Origin of the sequence: Plantactinospora alkalitolerans, from assembly GCF_015690345.1 — a bacterium.
GTDB lineage: Bacteria > Actinomycetota > Actinomycetes > Mycobacteriales > Micromonosporaceae > Plantactinospora > Plantactinospora alkalitolerans.
Genome location: NZ_JADPUN010000055.1, coordinates 1 through 20,418 on the forward strand (window position 1 = coordinate 1; position 20,418 = coordinate 20,418).

16 protein-coding genes, 2 tRNA genes and 1 pseudogene are annotated in these 20,418 nt (G+C 69.1%); 7 read left to right on the forward strand and 12 right to left on the reverse strand.

Annotation, left to right across the window (positions count from 1 at the left end):
• From I0C86_RS03505 to I0C86_RS03525, 5 genes are all read right to left on the reverse strand, one after another.
• Positions 1–1,811 (reverse strand): non-reducing end alpha-L-arabinofuranosidase family hydrolase (locus I0C86_RS03505; RefSeq protein WP_196199731.1); only part of this gene is annotated, 1,811 nt, incomplete at its 3' end.
• 651 nt (positions 1,812–2,462) lie between these two features.
• Entirely contained in the window at positions 2,463–3,128 is a 666-nt protein-coding gene (locus I0C86_RS03510; RefSeq protein WP_323373444.1) for a flavin reductase family protein, read from the reverse strand.
• A 12-nt stretch (positions 3,129–3,140) separates the two neighbouring features.
• The gene (locus I0C86_RS03515; protein WP_196199733.1) at positions 3,141–4,751 is read right to left on the reverse strand and encodes an MFS transporter; all 1,611 of its coding nucleotides are present in this window, start codon (positions 4,749–4,751) and stop codon (positions 3,141–3,143) included.
• 38 nt (positions 4,752–4,789) lie between these two features.
• Positions 4,790–5,134: a YciI family protein gene (locus I0C86_RS03520; RefSeq protein WP_196199734.1), complete on the reverse strand. Its 345-nt coding sequence runs from the start codon at positions 5,132–5,134 to the stop codon at positions 4,790–4,792.
• A 22-nt stretch (positions 5,135–5,156) separates the two neighbouring features.
• The gene (locus I0C86_RS03525; protein WP_196199735.1) at positions 5,157–5,984 is read right to left on the reverse strand and encodes an alpha/beta hydrolase; all 828 of its coding nucleotides are present in this window, start codon (positions 5,982–5,984) and stop codon (positions 5,157–5,159) included.
• A gap of 108 nt (positions 5,985–6,092) precedes the next feature.
• Between I0C86_RS03525 and I0C86_RS44860 the strand changes: the two genes are divergently transcribed.
• Complete coding sequence (locus I0C86_RS44860) at positions 6,093–7,328, forward strand: alpha/beta hydrolase fold domain-containing protein (RefSeq protein WP_196199736.1); 1,236 nt, start codon at positions 6,093–6,095, stop codon at positions 7,326–7,328.
• Between the two features lie 61 nt (positions 7,329–7,389).
• Here the strand turns inward: I0C86_RS44860 and I0C86_RS42880 are convergent.
• A pseudogene (locus I0C86_RS42880) lies at positions 7,390–7,596 on the reverse strand (hypothetical protein); the annotation flags it as partial.
• Positions 7,597–7,775: 179 nt separating this feature from the next.
• Here I0C86_RS42880 and I0C86_RS03535 point away from each other — a divergent pair.
• Positions 7,776–9,020, forward strand: coding sequence for a PQQ-dependent sugar dehydrogenase (locus I0C86_RS03535; protein WP_196199737.1), 1,245 nt, complete (start codon positions 7,776–7,778; stop codon positions 9,018–9,020).
• A gap of 284 nt (positions 9,021–9,304) precedes the next feature.
• On the opposite strand, the gene I0C86_RS03540 is transcribed toward I0C86_RS03535, so the two are convergent.
• Positions 9,305–9,565: an RICIN domain-containing protein gene (locus I0C86_RS03540; RefSeq protein WP_230393492.1), complete on the reverse strand. Its 261-nt coding sequence runs from the start codon at positions 9,563–9,565 to the stop codon at positions 9,305–9,307.
• Between the two features lie 61 nt (positions 9,566–9,626).
• Positions 9,627–11,834: an MMPL family transporter gene (locus tag I0C86_RS03545; RefSeq protein ID WP_196199738.1), complete on the reverse strand. Its 2,208-nt coding sequence runs from the start codon at positions 11,832–11,834 to the stop codon at positions 9,627–9,629.
• Positions 11,835–11,939: 105 nt separating this feature from the next.
• On the opposite strand from I0C86_RS03545, the gene I0C86_RS03550 reads away from it, so the two are divergent.
• Complete coding sequence (locus I0C86_RS03550) at positions 11,940–12,647, forward strand: response regulator transcription factor (RefSeq protein ID WP_196199739.1); 708 nt, start codon at positions 11,940–11,942, stop codon at positions 12,645–12,647.
• Positions 12,648–12,651: 4 nt separating this feature from the next.
• Complete coding sequence (locus I0C86_RS03555) at positions 12,652–14,106, forward strand: sensor histidine kinase (RefSeq protein ID WP_196199740.1); 1,455 nt, start codon at positions 12,652–12,654, stop codon at positions 14,104–14,106.
• Positions 14,107–14,575: 469 nt separating this feature from the next.
• Here the strand turns inward: I0C86_RS03555 and I0C86_RS03560 are convergent.
• Positions 14,576–14,651 (reverse strand) — tRNA-Lys (locus I0C86_RS03560).
• Positions 14,652–14,840: 189 nt separating this feature from the next.
• Here I0C86_RS03560 and I0C86_RS03565 point away from each other — a divergent pair.
• Both I0C86_RS03565 and I0C86_RS03570 read left to right on the forward strand, forming a co-directional pair.
• Positions 14,841–16,079: a L,D-transpeptidase gene (locus tag I0C86_RS03565; protein WP_196199741.1), complete on the forward strand. Its 1,239-nt coding sequence runs from the start codon at positions 14,841–14,843 to the stop codon at positions 16,077–16,079.
• A 170-nt stretch (positions 16,080–16,249) separates the two neighbouring features.
• On the forward strand, positions 16,250–17,569 hold the full coding sequence (locus tag I0C86_RS03570) for a L,D-transpeptidase (protein ID WP_196199742.1): 1,320 nt from the start codon (positions 16,250–16,252) through the stop codon (positions 17,567–17,569).
• A gap of 139 nt (positions 17,570–17,708) precedes the next feature.
• On the opposite strand, the gene I0C86_RS03575 is transcribed toward I0C86_RS03570, so the two are convergent.
• Positions 17,709–17,781 (reverse strand) — tRNA-His (locus I0C86_RS03575).
• Between the two features lie 135 nt (positions 17,782–17,916).
• A complete protein-coding gene (gene orn, locus I0C86_RS03580; protein ID WP_196199743.1) occupies positions 17,917–18,507 on the reverse strand; it encodes an oligoribonuclease in 591 nt (196 codons plus the stop codon).
• A 73-nt stretch (positions 18,508–18,580) separates the two neighbouring features.
• Here orn and I0C86_RS03585 point away from each other — a divergent pair, with 73 nt between their 5' ends.
• The gene (locus I0C86_RS03585; protein WP_196199744.1) at positions 18,581–19,873 is read left to right on the forward strand and encodes a glycosyltransferase family 87 protein; all 1,293 of its coding nucleotides are present in this window, start codon (positions 18,581–18,583) and stop codon (positions 19,871–19,873) included.
• A gap of 199 nt (positions 19,874–20,072) precedes the next feature.
• On the opposite strand, the gene I0C86_RS03590 is transcribed toward I0C86_RS03585, so the two are convergent.
• Positions 20,073–20,418, reverse strand: a 346-nt coding sequence (locus tag I0C86_RS03590; RefSeq protein WP_230393493.1) for a hypothetical protein, incomplete at its 5' end; no start/stop codon positions are given.

Sequence of the window (20,418 nt, forward strand, 5' to 3'; positions counted from 1 at the left end):
GCCGAACCCATCTCCGACCAGTTCGAGAACAGGCTGAAGTTCATCGAACCCCAGGACGTTCCGTTGTCGTGCGTCGTGGCGTACACCAGATGCCGACCGTTGTACGGCGCGTAGGTGAAGTCCTTCAACGAGACCCACCCCGACCTCGGAGTCGCCAACTGACCCGTCGACGACCACCGGTACGACGACGGCAGCGAGCACCCACCACCGCCCGTCGGTGTCGGCGTGGGTGTCGGTGTCGCACTGGCCGTCGGCGTCGGCGTCGGGTTGGTGGGTCCGCCGACCTGGACGAGCTGCCACTGCTGGTTCGTCCCGCCGTGGTCGCTGTACTGCACCACCCGGCCGCCGTCAGCGGTGGACGAGTTCTGGACCTCCACCGCCTTACTGCTGCCCTGGTTGATCAGACGGTAGTACCCGCCCGAGTCGACCAGCCTGAACTGCTGGTTCGCCCCGCCGTGGTCCGCGTACTGCACGATCGCGCCGCCATCCGCGGTCGAGTTGTTGGACACGTCCAGTACCTTGCCCGAGTGCCTCGCCCGTACCCGGTAGTAGCCGTTACCGGAGTTCGCGAACTGCCACTGCTGGTTCTGCCCACCCGTGCGGGCGTACTGCTGGATGCAGGCGTTGTCGGCCGTGGACACGCCACACACGTCCAACGCCTTACCGCTGTTGCGGTTCACCACCTCGTACCAGGCGTTCGAGTCGACGGGCCCGCCCGATCCTCCGGTGGGAGTCGGCGTCGGGTTGCCGGTCACCGGCGGGGTGGTGGGCGCGGGGGTGCCGCTGTTCAACGCCTCGAGGGTGGCCGTGTACGCCGCCTTCTTGTTGCCGTTGCACTCGAACAGCAGCGGGGTGCCGCTGGAACGCCACGAGTCGCAGTCGCGTACGCCCCACGTGGTGATGCCGTTGCAGCGAGGAACGGCGAGGCAGTCGTTGACCACGTTGCGGTAGGTGTTGGCCTGGGTGCTGCCCGAGCCCTCGATGTCAAGCTCGGTGATCTGCACGTCCACCCCGAGGGCGGCGAAGCTCGACAGTGTGGTGCGGTAGTTGCTGTTGTACGGCGAGTTGGCGTTGAAGTGCGACTGGAACCCGACGCAGTCGATCGGTACGCCCCGGGACTTGAAGTCCTGGACCATCCGGTACACGGCCTGGGTCTTGGCCCAGGTCCAGTTGTCGGTGTTGTAGTCGTTGTAGCAGAGCTTCGCGTCCGGGTCCGCCGCGTCCGCGGCCCGGAACGCCGCCTCGATCCAGTCGTTCCCCGTGCGCTGCAGGTTCGAGTTGCGTCGCGCGCCGCTGTTGCCGTCGTCGAACGCCTCGTTCACCACGTCCCAGGCCATGATCTTGCCCCGGTAGTTGCTGGCCACCCGGGTGACGTGGTTCAGCATCGCGGAGCGCAGCGAGCTGCCCTCCATGGTCCGCATCCATTCCGGCTGCTGCGAATGCCAGGCCAGAGTGTGCCCACGCACCCGCCAGCCCCGGTTCAGGGCGTGGTTGACGATCCGGTCGGCGTTACCGAAGCTGAAGTTGTTCTGCTGTGGCTCGGTCGCGTCGATCTTCATCTCGTTCTCGGCGGTGACGACGTTGAACTCCCGGTTCAAGATCGTCGTGTACGCACTGTCGCCCAACCTCCCCCCGGCGACCGCGGCACCGAAGTACCGGCCGGACTGGGCTGCGGCCGCACCGAGCGTGGCCTCGGCGGCCTGGGCGAGGTTTGGTAGCAGCGATACGGTCAGGGTCGCGACTAACGCGGCGAATCCGGAAACCACGAGTGTTCGGAATCGACGCCCGGAGGGACGGGTCCGGGAGATCATTCTGATCCTCCATCTGTGGGATAGGGACGTTCCGGCGCTGTTCGGTCAAGGGCTCACCCAACTCGCGACGTCGGCCGTACCGCCGCGCACGCCCCACCAACTGGGACCACGACAGCAGGCGTGGATCGATTCGGGCTCCCGGAGAGCACGGGGTGGTTGCGGTCCGAGATCCCAGTCGCCCGCCTGGCCGGACTGTGGTGGTGGAACGCCCGGGGCTGCTGGGATGACGGACTGGTTCAGCGGCGCGAAGCCATGGCGCTCGTCAGACGGACGGACCTCCAGAGGGTCGAAAGATCGTGTTAGCGATCACATCTATCGATGGCTTCAGGCTGGCAGACTGGTCCAGGTTTCTCAACCGGAAGTTTCGGTTATCTGCCGGTACTTCCGAGAGTCGGCACCGAGGCCGCCGCGACGCCCTTGGTACGGCTTTCCTCGCTGTCCGACCACGCCGAGAAGGGGTCGGTGCGACGGACACAGCGCGGTTCGCCGCGATGCCCGGGCCGGACGCGGAACGCGTCGAATGACATCGGCGCGCCGCATCCCCCTGACGCTCGGCGTATTCGTGCTGACCGCGGTGCACAGCCTGGTCCAGACCTTGCCACGGCCGGACCTTGCCCCGGCCGGATCGCCCCGGCAAGGTCCGGCAACGCGTCAGAATCCCCGACCGAGGTGCGCGCCGCGTCGCTCGGGCGCCCCCCATCCTCTGGCGAGCCGGGATGAGTGCACGTTCGTTCCCCCGCCATAGAACTCAAGGAACTTCATGATCAACGGATCCCATTTATCGGGATCGAGATGCCGCGAGGATCCCGGGATCAGCAGTCCCTCTTGGACATGGACCCGAACGATCCGCACCTCGACCGCCACCACACCCGACCCGTCCGCCCCGAATGGATGGATCCGGTCGATCCGAGCCTCAAGGTTGATGGGGCACTCCGCGACCCGCGGCGGAGCCACCTCGTCGGAGGGCCAGGGAGTGAGACCGGCGGTCGCGAACTTCTCGGGCTCGTACCGGTACCCCTTCTCGAGCTTGTGGGGTGGCACCACCCGGCTGCCCGTCAGCAGTGCCAGCCGGTCGACCGCCTCCACCATCTCGGAGGCCGGCAGGTTGAGGACGCATTCGCCGGTCCGACCCAGATTCTCGGTCGTCTTCGATGTCCCATCCAGGCCCAGCATGCACGACCGACCGACCCACCACGCCGACGACATGGGTGACAGGTTCGGTGAGCCGTCCTCGTTCACGGTGCTGAGAAGGACGACCGGAGTGCCGAAGTACAGAACTCTCGGATGAATGACCCTGTGCATTTGTGTTCGTCCCATTTCTGCTCCGGGCTACCGGGAGGCTGAGGAATCGACCGGCACGGGACGGTCGGCGCTGGCGACGATGGGCGTCCCGCCGGCCGCGGAACCGACCGCGCCCGGAACACCTGCCCTGGACGGCAGGCGGACGCACAGCGCGGCGAGCGCGAGGAACACGACCACGCCGACGGCGCTGACCACGTTCAGCCCGGATACGAACGCAGCCTGCGCCATCGTCAGCAGCTCGGCAGCGAACCGCCCGCCGGACTCCTGGCCGGCGCTGACCGCGACGGCGAGGTTGTCGTTGATGGCGCCGGCGACATCGGCCGGCAGATCTGCGGGGACTCCGTCGGCGACCTCGCTGCGGTAGACGTAGGTCGCCAGACTGCCCAGCGTCGCGATGCCGACGGCGACACCGAACTCGCCGCTGGTCTCCAGGACCGCCGCCGCTGAACCCGCCTTCTCCGGCGGCGCCGAACCCATGACCACCGCGCCGCTGAGCGCCATCGGCAGACTCATGCCGAACGAGGCGAGCACGAGTCCGGCGACCAGCAGAGGCAGGCCGTGGTCCGCGCGTACGAAGGTGAGCGTCAGCAGACCGACGGCCGAGACGACGAGTCCGGCGGCGATGACGCGAGAGGCGTGGAAACTCTTGACGAACCGCGGCGCCAGTACGGAACCGATGATCATCGCGAGGTTCTGCGGGATCAGCCACAGCCCCGCCGCCAACGGCGAGAAGCCCTGGACGAGTTGCAGATACATCGCCGACACCAGACTGACGCCGGCCATCACGACTCCGCCGAACCACATCGTCGAGAGCGCGGTGCTGAACGCCCCGGCCCGGAACAGCCGTAGGTCCAGCAGCGGATTCTCCAGCTTGCGCTGGCGCCGGACGAACCCGGTGCCGGCAGCTGCCCCGACCACGATCGCGGTCACCGCCACCAGGCTGGCGCCGGACCGGGTGAGGGACTTCAGCCCGTAGATGGTGGGAAGGATCGCCATCAGTGACAGCAGCACGCTGAGCAGGTCGAGTCCGCCCGCGTGCGGGTCGCGGTACTCCGGCAACAGCACCGGGCCGAACACCAGCAACAGCGCCATGAACGGCACGCCGAGCAGGAACACCGAGCCCCACCAGAAGTGCTCGAGCAGTGCGCCGCCGACCAGTGGACCGACGGTCACCCCGGTCATGAAGCACGCGAACCAGATCGCGATGGCCCTCGCCATCTCGACGGGATCGTGGAACATGTTGCGGATCAGCGCCATCATCGACGGCATCAGGGTCGCGCCGACCAGGCCGAGGAGCGCGCGGCTCGCGATGAGCATCGTGGCGCTGGTGGAGTACGCGGCAAGAATCGAAACGACGCCGAACGCGGCCCCGCCGACGAGCAGCAGCTTTCGGCGGCCGATCCGGTCGCCAAGCTTTCCCATCGTCACCAGGAACCCGGCGAGCAGGAATCCGTAGATGTCGAGTATCCACAGCTGTTCGACGCCGTTCGCATCCAGATCCCCGCTCAGGTGCGGCAATGCCAGGTAGAGCACGCTGATGTCCAGCGACAGCAGCAGAGTCGGTAGCGTGAGGACGGCGAGCGCGGTCCATTCACGGCGGGTCGCCCTGGAGCCCCCCGCCACATCCAGTGTGTGCATGTCCGTTGCCTTTCTGTGCGTACGCCGTGATGGAGGGCTTATCCGGCCGGTGGAACGAACAACGGTCGGACTTCGACGCCGCCATCGCGGGTCGCCGGGTTGAGCTTGCCGATCCGCACTGCCGTGTCCAGGTCGGGCGCCTCCAGGACGAAGAAGCCCGAGATGACGTCCGTGGCACTGGTGAGGGCCGTTCCATCCGTCACGACGTCACCCCGGACGGACAGGGCGGTGGTGCTCGGCTCGAACGCGAAACCCGTCACGATCCGGCCGCCGAGTTCCTCGACCTCGGTCGCGTGCCGCTCGAGCAACTCGACGTACTCCGGGGTGAGGGCCATCGGATCGGCCGGCGCTGGCGAGTAGACGAAGATTCCGTACTGGGCCATCAGGTCCTCCTTGATTGGTGTCTCACGCAGGATCGGGTCCTGCTCCTTCCCGCAATGTGCGGACGAGATCGGCGAGCATCCGGTCGGCGGCGCTGTCGCCGAGCCGGGCGAGGGCTCCGTGGGCAAGGTCGACGTAGCGCAGTTCCCGAACCGGTACACCCGCACGGCGCAGCCGGGCCGCGTAGCGGCGGCCGTCGTCGCGCAGCGGATCGCGCTCGACGGTGACGATGGTGGCCGGTGCCACGGCGGCCACCGACGGTGCGGACAGCGGCGAGGCGTACGGGTCGGCGGACGCGGGCCCCCCGGGGAGATAGTGGTCGTAGTACCAGCGCATCCGGGCGGCGCTGTTGGGCGCGGCATGCGCGTGGTCCGCATAGGAACGCGTGTTCTGCCGCGCGTCCAGGTTGGGGGAGACCAGCACCTGCCGGGTGAGCGACGGCCACCCACGGTCGCGGGCGTGCAGCGCCACGGCCGCCGCGAGGTTCCCGCCAGCGCCTTCCCCCGCCACCAGCAGGCGCGCTGGATCGGCGTCGATTTCGGTGGCGTGGTCGGCCGCCCACTCCAGGGTGTTCGCCGCATCATGGAAGCCCGCCGGGTACGGATGCGGCGGTGCCGTTCGATAGGACGCCGACAACACCACCACACCGGTTCGCGAGCACAGTTCTCGGCACAACGCCTCGGCGCTGTCCACGCTGCCCGGTACGAAGCCGCTCGCGTGGAAGAACACCAGCAACGCCGGAGCCGGGCCGCCGGATCGCCGGACCGGCCAGTGGACCCGAGCGCGCAGTGGCCCGGCCGGGCCACGCAGTCGCATCCATGCCGCCCGCCCCACAACGGTTGCCTCTGCCATGGCGCCACGCTCGCAGCAAAGCGGCCGGACAGGGAAAGACCTTGTGCGTATGGCGGCCATGCGCAGACGACATGACCGCAAGCGGACGGCTGCGGCGATAATCTCGGTATGGACGAGGAGGGCCCGTCAGGGGCCGGCAGGGTGATCGCGCTACCGGCGGCGCCCGACGCGATCGAACTGCGGCACCTACGGGCGTTTGTCGCGGTAGCCGAGGAACTCAACTTCGGGCGGGCGGCGACCCGGCTGTACCTGTCGCAGCCGGCCCTGAGCCGACAGATCCGCGCCCTCGAGCGCCTGCTCGGCTGCGACCTGCTGCGGCGCTCCACCCATCGGGTCGAGCTCACCCTGGCCGGTGACGCCCTCCTGGAGCGGACCCGCCGGATCCTCGGCGACGTGGACGACGCCGTCACGGTGACCAGGTCGGTCGGCGGCGAGCTGGCCACCCGGATCAGACGGGTCTGGGAGGACGCCGTCGGCGACACCAACGCCGGCTCCGACGTCGCCGCGCTCCGCGAGGTCACCGAGGCGCTGCACGGACGATTCGTCCCGCCGGCCGAGGTCGCGATCCGGCCGGTGAACAGCGGTGGAGTCTCCTCGTTGCTGCTCTGCCCCGAGCCACAGGCGCCGACCAGCCTGCTGTACCTGCACGGTGGCGGCAACGTCAGCGGCTCGGCGTTCGGTTACCGGCACCTGGCTGGCGCCCTCGCCGTGGCGGCCGGCGTCGGGACGCTCCTGCCGGACTACCGGCTGGCGCCGGAGCATCCCTTCCCCGCCCAGCTCGAAGACGCGATGCGGGCGTACCTCTGGCTGGTCGACCGGGAGACCCACCCCCGCAGTGTCATCGTGGTGGGCGACTCGTCCGGCGCCGGCCTGGTGATGGCACTGCTGCTCTCCCTCCGGCAACAGCAGGGACCGCTGCCCGGCGGAGCGATCCTGCTCTGCCCCGGCGTAGACCTCAGCGGCGCGCTGATCAGGCGATCGACGGACGACGGGCCACAGCTGGCCGTCACACCGGAACAGGTACGGAGCCTGGCCGCGCTGTACCTCGGGGGACATCCCGTCGACGACCCGGTGATCGACCCGCTGAATGCCGACCTGACCGGATTGCCGCCGCTGCTCATCCAGGCAGGCACGGGTGACTTCGTCGTGGACGAGGCCAAGCAACTGGCCGCCCGCGCCCGCGCACACGGCGTCGACGTGCAACTGGAGCTCTACCCCGCCGCCACCCATGGCTTCCACACGTTCTGGTCGTTTCTGCCGGAGGCCGCCGACGCGCTGCAACAGGCGGGCTCATTCGCCCAGCGAGTACGGACCCGTCGACCCGCCGCGAACACGTCGTGGTAGACACCCCGCCACTCGGCCGATGGTCGCCCGCCCGCGTGGACGGCGGCCGCCCGCTCGGGTGCCCGCCGCCGCAGCCCACGATCTCGAACCAGCCCTGCTGGTCCATCAGGTACTTCGCCTCACGGCCAACGGCGTAGTAGCTGTCGAAGTTGTCGCTGTACGGCAGCTTCAGGGTGCCCTGGGCGGGGCTGACGGCCGTCCCCTTGCCCTGCCCGGTGGTGGTGGTGGTGATGATGCTGTAGACGTAGCCGGGCTGGACGGTCAACGCTCGAGGGGTCGCCGCGACCATTGGCTGAAACCACTGCCGTCCGTGCCAGGCGTCGCCGGGCCAGGGAAGACCCAACGGAAAGGCGGGAAGACGGCGGGTTGGATATTGGCGAGCCTCGATGTAGTGTCGGAACGCTGCCAGATCGCATCCTCCACTCCACCTGCTCGAGGAGCTGAAACATGTCGCGACGGCGTTGGCGCCCGGCCACCCTGCTGGCCGGCCTGCTCGTTCTGGCCCTGTCTGCAGTCCTGCTGCCACCGGCGTCGGTGGCCAGTACCGCGACGGCCGGCGCACCCCACACCCGCGCGGTGCCACTCACCGAGCTGACCGTGGTATCCGAACAGGTGGCTTCCGGTCTGCGGCGTCCGATCGCGCTCACCGGGCTGCCGGACGGCCGGATGCTGATCGCGGAGAAGAACGGCACCGTCCGCGCCTACCACCCCGACACCGGCCTGGCGGCCGCGCCGGTGCTCGACCTGAGCGCCCGGATCGACACGTCGGACAACGAGCGCGGCCTCCTCGGCATCACGCCCGCGCCGAACTTCGCGCGGACCGGGATCCTCTACGTGGCCTACACGAGCCTGCCGGCCGGCACGCTGACCCTGGCGCGAGTGCCGATCAGCGCTCCTGATCGGGTGCAGGTGCTGCTCACCCAGGAGCACGCCGAGTACGGCAACCACAACGGCGGACAGGTGGCGTTCGGCCGCGACGGCTACCTCTACTGGTCCCTCGGCGACGGCGGCCACGCGAACGACCCGTTCAAGTCCGGTCAGAACCTCGGCACCCTGCTCGGCAAGATCGTGCGGATCGACGTCAACCGCACCTGCGGGGCGAAGTCCTACTGTGTGCCCTCCGACAACCCGTTCATCCGCACGCGCGGCGCACGGCCAGAGATCTGGCTCTACGGGTTGCGTAACCCGTGGCGGTTCTCCGTCGACCCGGCCGACGGCTCGCTGTGGATCGGTGACGTCGGCCAGGGCCTGGTCGAGGAGATCAACCACATCCGCCCGTGGCAGGGTGGGGCGAACCTCGGCTGGTCCTGCCGGGAGGGCACTCCGGTGTTCGACCCGGAGCAGTGCCGGTCGGGCGGGCGGTACACCGACCCGGTCTTCGAGTACGAACATTTCATGACGGAAAGCTGCTCGGTGACCGGCGGCGTGGTGTACCGAGGGTCCGCCACCCCGGAGGCCCGGGGGACCTACGTCGCGAGCGACTACTGCTCGACCCTCGCGTTCGCCGTGCGTCCCAAACCCACGGGCGGCTACGAGTCCGCCACGATCGGCAACTTCCCGATCCAGCCGACCGCCATCGACGCCGACGTGCACGGCGAGCTGTACGTACTCAGTGACCTCCCGGGTTGGCTGAGCCGGGTGCGGTTCGAGCGGGTCCAGCCAGCCTCCGGCGGCGGGGCGGCGACCCGCTGAACTGCGGGCAGGCCCTCCGCATCCGCAACACCCCCGGGGACGGCCGCGTTCGGGCGGCCGTCCCCGGCTCACTCCGGTGGGCTGCTCGCCGAGCATCGGGCCCGGAGCCTCCGGCTGCCGCACCGGTACCGGCCGGGTTCCTCCACCTGGCGGTGCAGCGATCCGTTGGTCACCGGGCCGGATGAGAAAGCCCGCCACCCACGTGGACGGCGGCCGACCGCTCGGATGGGCGGCCGGCCGCCGTCGGACGGTACGCCGGGTCCTCGTGCCGGAATCTCAACCGATCAGCCGCGGACCCACTGCTGGTTGGCGCCGCCGTTGCAGTCCCAGATCTGGACGGTCGCACCGTCGCTCTGGCTGGCTCCGTTGACCTCCAGGCACCGGTTGGAGGCCGCACCCCGGATCGTGCCGGTCGGGCCCGGATCGCCGGTGTTACCCACCGGGGTGATGGACAGATTGTCGAACTGGGCGGTCACGCCCTGGCCGGTGCCGTACCCGATCTGGCGGAAGACCCGTTGGACGAGCGGGCCGGCCGCTGCGGTCAACCCGCCGCGCTCCTGGTCGCAGTGCCCGGGGAGCCGTTGCGTCTGCCGGGTGGGGTCCCGCTCAGCGGGCGCCCACGCTGGCGAGCCGGGGCTCGGCAGGCGACTCCGGACGCTCGTCACGCAGCGGTGACGGCTCGACCCGCAGCAGGCGGGCCGCCCAGACCGGCAGCCACCAGTTCCAGCGGCCCATCATCGCCACCGTCGCCGGCACCAGGATCGCGCGGATCAGCGTGGCGTCGAGCAGGATGCCCAGACCCATGCCGGTCGCGAACACGGCCACGTCGAACTCGCCGCCGCTGGCCATCGACACGAACGAGAAGAAGAGAATCAGTGCCGCCGAGGTGACCAGGCGGCCGGTCCGGCCGACACCCTGCACCACCGCCTCGGCCGTGCAGCCGCTACGGTCGTACTCCTCACGCATCCGGGCCAGGATGAACACCTCGTAATCCATCGACAGGCCGTAGAGGAACGCGAAGATGGTCAGCGGCACGAACGTGCCGACGGTGCCGTTCGGCTGGATGCCGAGTGCCTGCTCGGTGCCCCAGCCCCACTGCCACAGGATCACCATCGCGCCGATCACCGCGCCCAGCGAGAGCAGGTTCAACACGATCGCCTTCAGTGGCAGCAGCAGTGACCGGAACGCCCGGGCCAGCATGATGAAGGTGACCACGAAGATCAGCGCGAGCAGGTACGGGAAAGCGCCGTACGTGGTGGCCACGTAGTCGGCCGTCTGCGCCGCGCTGCCTCCGACCAGCACACCGTCCGGCAACGAGTCGCGCAGCGCGGTCAGCGCCTCCGCACCCGCCGGCGACGGGCTCTCCTGCACCGGTACCACGGTGAGCAGAGCCGTGCCGTCCTCCCGCCAGGTGAGCAGGTCGACGACGGTGTGCACGCCCTCGGTGGCGCGGATCTGGTCGGCGATCGTGCTCGCGTCCGCGGCATCCGGCACGAACACGTCGAACGCGCTGAGCACGCCGGTCGGCACACCCGCGTCGGTGAGCGCCGCCAGGCCCTCGTACCCCGGGCCGCTCTTCACCAGGTTCTCGCTGACCGGCAGCGCCAGGTTGATCTGCAGGCCGATGATCGACAGGACGACCAGCAGCGACGCCGTGGCGAGCACGGTGGGCCGGCGGAAGCGAACCATCAGCCGGGACCACGCCGTCCAGAGGCGGCCGGCGTCCGCCTCGCGCTGGATCAGCCGCTCGCCGCGGCCGCCGCCCTGCTCCAGCCGGCGCCGGTCGAGCCGGCGGCCGGTGGTGGCCAGGATGACCGGCAGCAGCGTCAGCGAGATCAGTGCGCTCACCGCAGCGATGATCATGCCGGCGATGCCCAGGCTGCGCAGGAACGGGATCGGCAGGATGGCCATCGTGATCAGGCCGATCGCCACCGCGCCGCTGCTGAAGACGATCGAGTGACCGGCGGTGCGCATCGCCCGGTGCACCGCTTCGTCGCCGCGGTGCCCGTGCGCCTGCTCCTCCCGCCAGCGGATGGTCAACAGCAACGCGTAGTCGATCGCGATACCGAGGCCGAGCAGCGGCATCGTGGTCAGCGCGCTGTCGTGCACCTCCATCACGGTGGTCAACGCCAGCAACACGAGGAACGCCACCGGCACCGCGACGGTCGAGATGAGCAGAGGTACGAAAGCGAGCGCGGACCGGAAGACCACCAGCAGCACGATCACCGCGGCGATCGCGGCCACCGCGATCTTCAACGGCACGTTCAGGCCGCCGGCGTCCACGCCGGTCGCCAGCGTGTCCAGGCCGGTGACCCGCAGCGTGGTACCCGGCGGCAGTTCGCGTTGCAGGGCCTCGATGATCTGCGGCGTCTCGTCCGGCACCTCGCCGAGACCGCCGCCCGGTGGGCTGCCGTCCGGTGTCGGGCCGGTGAAGACCAGCGCGTACGTGGTGCGGCCGTCGTCACCGACGAACCGGCGGTCACCCGTGTCGGCATAGGACGCGACGCGCGCCTCGAGGTCCGTCGCGACGCCGCCGAAGGCGCGGCCCAGTGCTTCACGGGTGCCCGGCGAGTCGACGGTCTGGCCCTCGGGGAGCACCACCACCGGTACGTACGGACGCTGGTAGCCACCGCTGCCGTAATGCTCCAGGACCGCTTGGTTGGCCTCGAAGGACTCCATGCCCGGGTAGGCGTACTCCTCCGATATGCGGCTGACCGTCAGTGGCGTCGCGGCCAGTCCCAGGAAAAGACCGAGTAGCACCAGCAGGCCGACAAGGCGCTTGCGGCGCAGCAGAGTTCGGGAGAATCGTTCCATGGGATCCAGAACAGCACCGCGATCTTCCACCGCTCTGGGCGCGTTCTTAGAGTTCGCTGTCACAGGGATCCCTAAGAAGCAGCGCGCTGCTCAAGGGTGACACTCATGAGCGTGACGGACACACCCATCAAGATCCTGGTCGTCGACGACGAGCGCTACCTGGCCGACCTGGTGGCCACCGCACTGCGCTACGAGGGCTTCGAGACGGGGGTCGCCGGGTCGGGCCGAGAGGCGCTGGAGCGGGTCGAGACGATGCGCCCCGACCTGATCGTCCTCGACGTGATGCTGCCGGACGGCTCGGGCCTGGACACCTGCCGCGAACTGCGCGAGCTCGGCCACGACGCGCCGGTGGTGTTCCTGACCGCGAAGGACGCCACCGAGGACAAGATCGCCGGGCTGACCGTCGGTGGCGACGACTACGTCACCAAGCCGTTCAGCCTGGAGGAGCTGGTCGCCCGGGTGCGAGCGGTGCTGCGACGCACCCGGCACGACGAGGGTCCGTCCCGGCTCACGGTCGCCGACCTGGAGATCGACGAGGACGCGTACGAAGTACGCCGCAACGGCGAGCCGATCGACCTCACCCCGACCGAGTTCAAGCTGCTGCGCTATCTGGTCGCCAACGCCGGTCGGGTACTCACCAAGCGGCAGATCCTCGACCATGTCTGGGAGTACGACTTCGGCGGCAACGACGGCGTCGTCCAGACCTACATCAGCTACCTGCGCCGCAAGCTCCACGCAACCGGTCCGCCGCTGATCCAGACCGTACCCCGGGTCGGCTACGTGGTCCGCCCTCGCCGCGGGCACAAGGACTGACGCCGTGCCGCTGCGCAGACGCCTGGTTCTGACGCTGGTCGGCCTGCTCGCGCTCGGGCTGGCCATCTCGGTCGGCGCCATCTACGGCGCGATCCAGGACTGGCGCTCCGACCGCAACCACGAGGTGCTGGCGGCGTTCGGCGCCGACGTGAGCGCCCGGGTGTTGCCGGTCGCGCCCGCCGAGCGCCGGCTGACACCGCTGACCCCGGCATCGGACGAGATGAGCCAGCTCTGGCACCGGCTCGCCGACAACGGCGACGTGCCCTCATTCGTGCAGTTGCGCTCACCGGCCGGGAAAGTAATCGACACCCTGGCTGTCGGCGCGTCCCCCGACCTGCCCGACCCGCTGCCGGCGGCGCTGAGCCCGCAGCAGATCACAGCGGACAACCCGGAAGGGCAGGACTTCCACCGGGTTCCCAGCGTCGGCGGTGGCGCTCCCTACTGGCTGGTGCGGGCATCGTGGCTGACCGACGGCAGCGGCATGGTGCTGGTCGGCCGGCACTCCACCGAGTCGGACGAGCTGATGCAGCGCACGACCCGGGCGGCGATCGTGTCCAGCCTGGTCGCGCTGCTCGCCATGGCCGTGCTGTCGGCGCGCTCGGTCCGGCTGGCGCTGCGCCCGCTCGCCCGGATCGGGGCCACCGCCGACGCGATCGGCCACGGTGACCTGACCCGGCGTATCCCGGACACCTCACCGAAGACCGAGGTGGGGCGCCTCGGCGCGGCGCTGAACGCGATGCTCGGTCAGATCGAGGCGGCTTTCCGCGAGCGGGAGGAATCCGAGCAGCGCCTGCGCCGGTTCATCGCGGACGCCTCGCACGAACTGCGCACGCCGGTCGCCACGATCCGCGGGTACGCCGAACTGTTCCGCCGTGGCGCCTCGGACCGGCCCGACGACCTGGCGATGGCGATGCACCGCATCGAGTCGGAGGCTGTCCGGATGGGTTCGCTGGTCGACGAGATGCTGCTGCTGGCCCGGCTCGACCAGGGCCGTCCGCTGGAACTCGGCCCGGTCGACCTCGCCGTGCTCGCCGCCGACGCGGTGGCCGACGCGCGCGCCGTGGAGCCGCAGCGGCCGCTCACCCTGGACGCGGACGACCGGGTACTGGTCAGCGGCGACGCGGCCCGGCTGCGGCAGGTGCTCGGCAATCTGCTGTCCAACGTGCAGCGGCACGTGCCGATGGCGGCGGCGGCCACGGTTCGGGTGCGCCGGGTGGACGGGCACGCGGTGATCGAGGTGACCGACGCCGGGCCGGGTCTGGCGCCGGAGGAAGCGGCCCGGGTGTTCGAGCGTTTCTACCGTACGGAGGTGTCCCGCTCCCGGGAGACCGGCGGCGCCGGCCTCGGTCTGTCCATCGTGGCCGCCGTGGCAACGGCGCACGGCGGCACCGCCACGGTTGAGTCCGCCCTCGGCGTCGGCGCCACCTTCCGCATCCGCCTCCCGCTGCGCTCGCCGTGATGCGCTCGTCCCTACGGCAGTCGTACCGCGCCGGGCCAGCGACATCAGCCCGCGACAATGGACATCGACGACCAGGCGGTGGGTCTGCCGCACCACCAGGTGACACCTGAGATGGCCTGCCCTGCCGGCGGGCCGGAAGGATGTCGCCGTGCCTACCTTGGATGCGGTGGGGTGGTCGTGGACGCCTTGGTCAGATCCCCGGCCGAGATTCCCGCCGTACGCGGTCGACCTACCCGTCGGCGTGGCGTCGGCTGATTCGCTGAACAGTGATCTCCAAGATCGGCCCCGAACCACGGTCTGGGGTGTACGGGTGCTCGCCCGGCCCGCCGAGGAGGGGCACTTCACGGGGGTGAGGCTTGGGCATGAACGGTCCAACGGCTCCCGAGCACCCACCGAGCGACCACCCACCACCGCGTACCCGAAAAAGGCCCCAACCCAGCGTGAAACACCAGGTCAGGGCCTTGCTCGTTGGTGCGCCGCCAGGGACTCGAACCCCGAACCCGCGGATTAAGAGTCCGCTGCTCTGCCAGTTGAGCTAGCGGCGCTCTCTGACAACGGGAGAAACCCTAACACGGGCTCCCGAGGCTCCTCCAACCAGTTACCCAGCCGGCCTCGCCAATCCGACAGAGGCGACAAATCGCCGCAATCCGCCCACTAGTCTAGACCTCCGGGGTCAAAAGTGTGGCGGCGATAGGGCACGATGTCCCCCGGGATTCGAGTGGACCGAGGTGGGGATGGGCAGGAACACGCGCACCTGGGCGATGGTCATCGCTCTGGCGGTCGTCGCGCCGTTGGGCACGGCGGCCTGCGGCGGCGAAGGAGGCGAGAAACCGCAGTTCGGGAACGGTAGCGGGACAACCGCCGGGGCAACCGCGACGCCGACACCACCGGCCGAGCCGCTCGACTTCTCCGTCACGCCGGCCAGCGGTGCGAAGAAGCAACCGGTCAGCGTCGAGATCGGCACCAAGATCACCGGCGGAAAGATCGACAGCGTCAGCCTGACCGCCGCCGGTGGAGGCACCGTCAAGGGCTCCATGCGGGAGGACGGCTCCTCGTGGGTGCCGGCCGTACCGTTGAAGTACTCGAAGACGTACACCGCCAAGGTGACCGCGACCACCTCGACCGGGCAGAGCGAGACCAAGACGACCTCCTTCACCACGATGGCGAAGCCGAGGTCGGTCATCGGTTCCGGGCTCTACCTCTTCGACGACAAGACGTACGGCGTGGCCATGCCGGTGGTGGTGGAGTTCTCGCCGGGCATCGCCAAGAAGGACCGGGCCAAGGTGCAGCGGCGGATGTTCGTCGAGTCCGACCCGCCACAGCCGGGCGCCTGGCACTGGGTGTCGAGCGGTACCCAGGCCTACTACCGGGCGCCCGAGTACTGGAAGCCGGGCACCACGCTCACCGTACGGATCGGCCTGGAAGGCATTCCGCTGAGCAACGGCAAGTACGGCAACGTCGATCGGAAGGCGACCTCCAAGATCGGCAGCAAGTTCGAGATGAAGGTCGACAACAAGACCAAGAAGATGACCGTCTTCGAGAACGACAAGCTGGTCCGGACCATCCCGGTGAGCCTCGGCAAGAAGGCCACCCCGTCGTCGAGCGGCAAGATGGTGGTGATGGAGAAGAAGTCCTCCACCGTCTTCGACACCCGGGACGACCCCGACCCGTCCAACCGCTATGTCACGGAGATCGACTTCGCCCAACGACTGACCTGGGGCGGGGAGTACATCCACGCAGCTCCCTGGTCCGTCGGCGACCAGGGCCGGCGCAACGTCTCGCACGGCTGCGTCAACGTCTCCACCCCGAACGCACGCTGGCTGTTCGAGAAGACCAAGCCCGGCGACCCCGTGACGATCAGCGGCACCGAGCGGAAGCTGGAGCCCGGCAACGGCTGGACCGCGTGGAATCTCTCCTGGAAAGACTTCATCAAGGGCAGCGCCCTACCGGTCCCCGCCGACCTGGGCACCTGACGACAAAGCGACTGTGTCGACAATTGGTGAGCTAACCGACTAATCGACCACCTCGAGTGGTGTTTTACGGCACGGCAGGAAACCAAAACTTGCTGACGAGCGTCATTGGGAGAGGATGACCCGTAGGGATCAAGTGGGATGGCCGTGGGAATCAGCACTGTGAGGGAATCATGCGAGCAGGCCGAAATCAGTTGATACGTCGCACGTCCGGCCCGGCGCTGGCGTCGCGGCGGCGACTCACGCCGGTCCGGGCCGTCGCCTCGGTCCTGCTCGCCGGGGCCCTCGCGCTCACCGCGACCGCGTGCACCGGTGACGGCGGCAAGGGAGGCGGCCCGTCCTTCCAGGGCGGCAGTGGAGGCGAGGAGACGCCGAAGGCGACTGCCGCGATCACCGCTCCGGCCGCGGACGCCAAGGACGTGCCCGCGTCGACGGAGATCACGTTCAACAGCAAGGACGCCGTCGAGACCACCGTCGAGGTCAAGAACGCGGCTGGCGCCGCCGTCAAGGGCAAGGTCGGCGCCACCGGAACCTGGCTGCCGGACAAGACGCTCGAATACGGTACGACGTACACCGCGACCGTGACCGCGACCGGCGACGACGGCAAGCCCGCGACGGTGACCAGCAATTTCACCACAATGGCCAAGCCCAGCAAGCAGATCCGGGTGACCAGCTTCCTCGGCGACGGCCAGACCGTCGGCGTCGGCATGCCACTGATCGTGAAATTCGACCGGGCGATTCCGCAGGATTACCGGGACGACGTGCAGCGCCGGATGACCGTGCAGGCGACCCCGGCCCAGGTGGGGATCTGGCGCTGGGTCAGCCCGACCGAGGTGCGGTACCGCCCGAAGACGTACTGGAAGGCGAACACCAAGATCTTCTACAAGATCCAGGCGGGCGGTCTGCCGATGGGCGGCGGCTGGTACGGCCGCTCCGACCTCACCGTCGACCTCAAGACCGGGCCGGCGGTGGTGATGACCGTCGACAACAGGACCAAGAAGATGACGGTCAAGAAGGACGGCAAGGTCATCAAGACCATCCCGATCAGCCTGGGCAAGAAGAGCACGCCCTCCTCCAGCGGCACCATGGTGGTCATCGAGAAGCTCAAGAAGACCGTCTTCGACACCTCGGACGACCCGAACCCGGCGAACCGCTACGTCACCGACATCGAGTACGCCCAGCGGCTCACCTGGGGTGGGGAGTTCATCCACGCCGCGCCGTGGTCCGTCGCCTCCCAGGGACGTACCAATGTCTCCCACGGCTGCGTCAACATGTCCACCGCGAACGCCAGCTGGCTGTTCAACCAGACCCGCGTCGGTGACCCGATCCAGGTCAAGGGCACCGAGCGCAAGCTGGAGAACGGCAACGGCTGGACCGACTGGAACATGGGCTGGGACGACTACGTCAAGGGCAGCGCGATCCCGCTGGAGGACACGTCGCCCGAACCCACCACCGCGCCGTCGGCCGAGCCGACCGCCACGACCACGGGCTGACACGACCACGGGCTGACACGACCACGGGCTGAGCCGCCGGAGCCCGAAGCGCCCCCGTAGCCCGAAACGCCCCCGGAAACGAGCAAGACCCCCTCTGCTGAGGGGGTCTTGCTTCGTGGATCAGGAGATCCATCACGAGGGTGACTGATGGGACTTGAACCCACGACACCCGGGACCACAACCCGGTGCTCTACCAACTGAGCTACAGCCACCATGTTCACTTGATCTGGAGCATGCGCCGCACCCGGATCATCCGACCCGGCCGGGGCGCCGACCAATGATAGCCACACCCCCACCCCCGCCGTCGACCGGGTTGCGGACCCGTACCGACGACCCGCCCACCAGGCTCAGAGTTCGGCGGCGATGGCCTTCGCGGTCTCGACATCCGGCCCCGGCAGCGGGACGAAGAGGGTCCGCCGGTAGTACTCCAGCTCCCGGATGCTCTCCCGGACGTCGGCCAGCGCCCGGTGGGCCAGCCCCTTGGCCGGCTGGCCGAAGTAGACCCGGGGGTACCAGCGGCGGCACAGTTCCTTGATCGAGGAGACGTCGATCATGCGGTAGTGCAGGTGGTTGTCCAGCCGCGGCATGTCCCGGGCCAGGAAGCCCCGGTCGGTGGCGATGGAGTTGCCACACAGCGGTGCGGTCCTGGGATCCTTGACGAACGCCGTGACGTAGTCCATGACGAGGTCTTCCGCCTCGCCCAGGGTCACCGCCGACCGGCGCGCCTCCTCGGTCAGGCCCGACCGTTTGTGCATCGCCTGGACGATCTCCGGCATGTCCGCCAGAGCCTGGTCGTCGGCATGGATCACGACATCCACCCCCTCACCGAGCACGTTGAGATCACGGTCGGTAACCAGGGCGGCGACCTCGATCAGCGCATCCTTGCCGAGGTCGAGCCCGGTCATCTCACAGTCGACCCAGACAAGAAGATCAGCCACGCGCCCAGACTACGCGTAGCCCGGCGACCCGCGCCTCAACGCTGCGGACAGAACGGCCCGCTAGGGTTTTCCCGTGCCAGCCGATCCCCCCGTGCCATCCGCCACCGACGAGGACGATCCCGGCGGCAGAACCGCACGCCTGGTCGTCGCCATGGTGGTGGTCATCGCCCTGGTCCCACTCTCGTACCTGCTGGACACCCCGCACAACTTCTTCGACCTCAAGATCTACATGAGTGCGATGGAGTGGTGGGCCGACGGTCATCCGCTGTACGACTACGTGCAGGCAGACGAGTTGCAGGGTGAGCTGTACTTCACCTATCCGCCGTTCGCCGCCCTGCTGCTCCGGCCGTTCACCGGGCTGAAGATCGGTTACACAATTGCGATCTTCACCATTCTCAGCCTGGCCGCGCTGGTGGCGACCACCTGGTGGCTGGTCAAGCCGCTCACCGTCCGGCACCGGTTGCCCTGGTGGTTCGCCGCCGGGCTCGCCATCCCGCTGGTCCTCGCCGTGGAGAGCACCCGGGAGACCCTCACGTTCGGGCAGATCAACATGCTGCTCGTCACACTGATCCTGGCCGACCTGCTGTTCGCCGTACCCCGGGGGTCGCGCTGGTCCGGCGTCGGGATCGGGCTGGCGACGGCGCTCAAGCTGTATCCGGGGATCTTCATCGTCTACCTGCTGGCCGCCCGGAAGTGGCGGGCGGCGCTGGTTGCCAGCGCGACCGCGGCCGGGGCCACCCTACTGGCGGCGGCGATCGCGCCGGGCGACTCGTGGCGGTTCTGGACCCACGAGCTGTGGTTGACCGACCGGGTCGGCCGCCCCGACTACACCGGCAACCAGTCGCTGTTCGGCCTCCTGAGCCGGTTCACGACGCCGGGCAGGCCGAACCAGCTGCTCTGGGCACTGTTGGTGGCGATCATCGCCGGGTACGGGCTGTGGCGGGCCGCCCGGGCGATGCGGGCCGGCGACCACCTGTCCGGGCTGACCCTGACCGGGCTGGTCGGCGCCCTGGTCAGTCCCATCACCTGGACGCACCACGTCTACTGGTTCATCCCCGCCCTGGTGGTGCTGGTCGACGCCGCTCTGCGGCGGCCCGAACCCACCTCCGGGGTCACCGGGCGACGCCGCCGGATCGGCCTGCTGGCCTTCGCCCTGCTGCTCGCCACCGGCATCGTCTACGGGGTCGTCTCCTTCTACGACTGGGGTGTCGAGTTCGACCGGACCGACACGGCGAGTGAGTTCCTGCTCCGGAACGTGTACGTCCTGTTCGCGTTACTCCTGCTCGTCCTGCTGCCCATCCGGGCGGAGTCGACGGAGCCGAGCACGGGAACCAACACCCCGAGACACGAACCAAGCGTCCGCTAGTAACAGAAGTTGCACCAAATGGACAGATCTATCTAGTACGCCATGAGGCGGTTAATCTAGGGACAACACCTGAAACGTCCCTTCGGTACACCGATCCCCCGGTGAGAGTGGCCCTCCGTGTCGGCAGCGCGGGGGGCCACTTGCCCGCGCCGCCGCGACCCGCCCCACGGGCCTGCCGCGACAGCTCGGTGCGGTCTCCTCAGGAAGTCGACGAACTCGGACTTGGCCGCCGTACGTCGTTGATCCGCTCTCCCGACCCGTCCTCCGGCTCCGGTGCCACACCGTCGGTACGGCGATCCGACGACGCGTCCATTCCGGCCGGCCGGATCGCCGGCTCGTAGGCCTTCGAACGGTTCACCCCGTTCCGGGCTGTCCGGTGCTGCCCCAGGTCGTACAGCGCGGCTCCCGGACTGGCCGGCCGGAGCGAGAACTGGCGAGCCAGCGCGGCATTCGGTGGCGATGCCGGTCCGGCCTCGGCCGCCACCGGGCCACCGGAGGCCCCTGCCGTTCTCCCCATCGGCGTGGATACCTCCGCCACCTCCGCC

What these genes read in the sequence shown, in the direction of transcription:
- I0C86_RS03570 (WP_196199742.1), top strand. Translation starts at nt 16,250, where the DNA reads ATGCGAGCAGGCCGAAATCAGTTGATACGTCGCACGTCCGGCCCGGCG.
- I0C86_RS03515 (WP_196199733.1), bottom strand. Translation starts at nt 4,751, where the DNA reads ATGCACACACTGGATGTGGCGGGGGGCTCCAGGGCGACCCGCCGTGAA.
- I0C86_RS03525 (WP_196199735.1), bottom strand. Translation starts at nt 5,984, where the DNA reads ATGGCAGAGGCAACCGTTGTGGGGCGGGCGGCATGGATGCGACTGCGT.
- I0C86_RS03550 (WP_196199739.1), top strand. Translation starts at nt 11,940, where the DNA reads ATGAGCGTGACGGACACACCCATCAAGATCCTGGTCGTCGACGACGAG.
- I0C86_RS44860 (WP_196199736.1), top strand. Translation starts at nt 6,093, where the DNA reads ATGGACGAGGAGGGCCCGTCAGGGGCCGGCAGGGTGATCGCGCTACCG.
- I0C86_RS03545 (WP_196199738.1), bottom strand. Translation starts at nt 11,834, where the DNA reads ATGGAACGATTCTCCCGAACTCTGCTGCGCCGCAAGCGCCTTGTCGGC.
- I0C86_RS03520 (WP_196199734.1), bottom strand. Translation starts at nt 5,134, where the DNA reads ATGGCCCAGTACGGAATCTTCGTCTACTCGCCAGCGCCGGCCGATCCG.
- I0C86_RS03510 (WP_323373444.1), bottom strand. Translation starts at nt 3,128, where the DNA reads ATGGGACGAACACAAATGCACAGGGTCATTCATCCGAGAGTTCTGTAC.
- I0C86_RS03565 (WP_196199741.1), top strand. Translation starts at nt 14,841, where the DNA reads ATGGGCAGGAACACGCGCACCTGGGCGATGGTCATCGCTCTGGCGGTC.
- I0C86_RS03535 (WP_196199737.1), top strand. Translation starts at nt 7,776, where the DNA reads ATGTCGCGACGGCGTTGGCGCCCGGCCACCCTGCTGGCCGGCCTGCTC.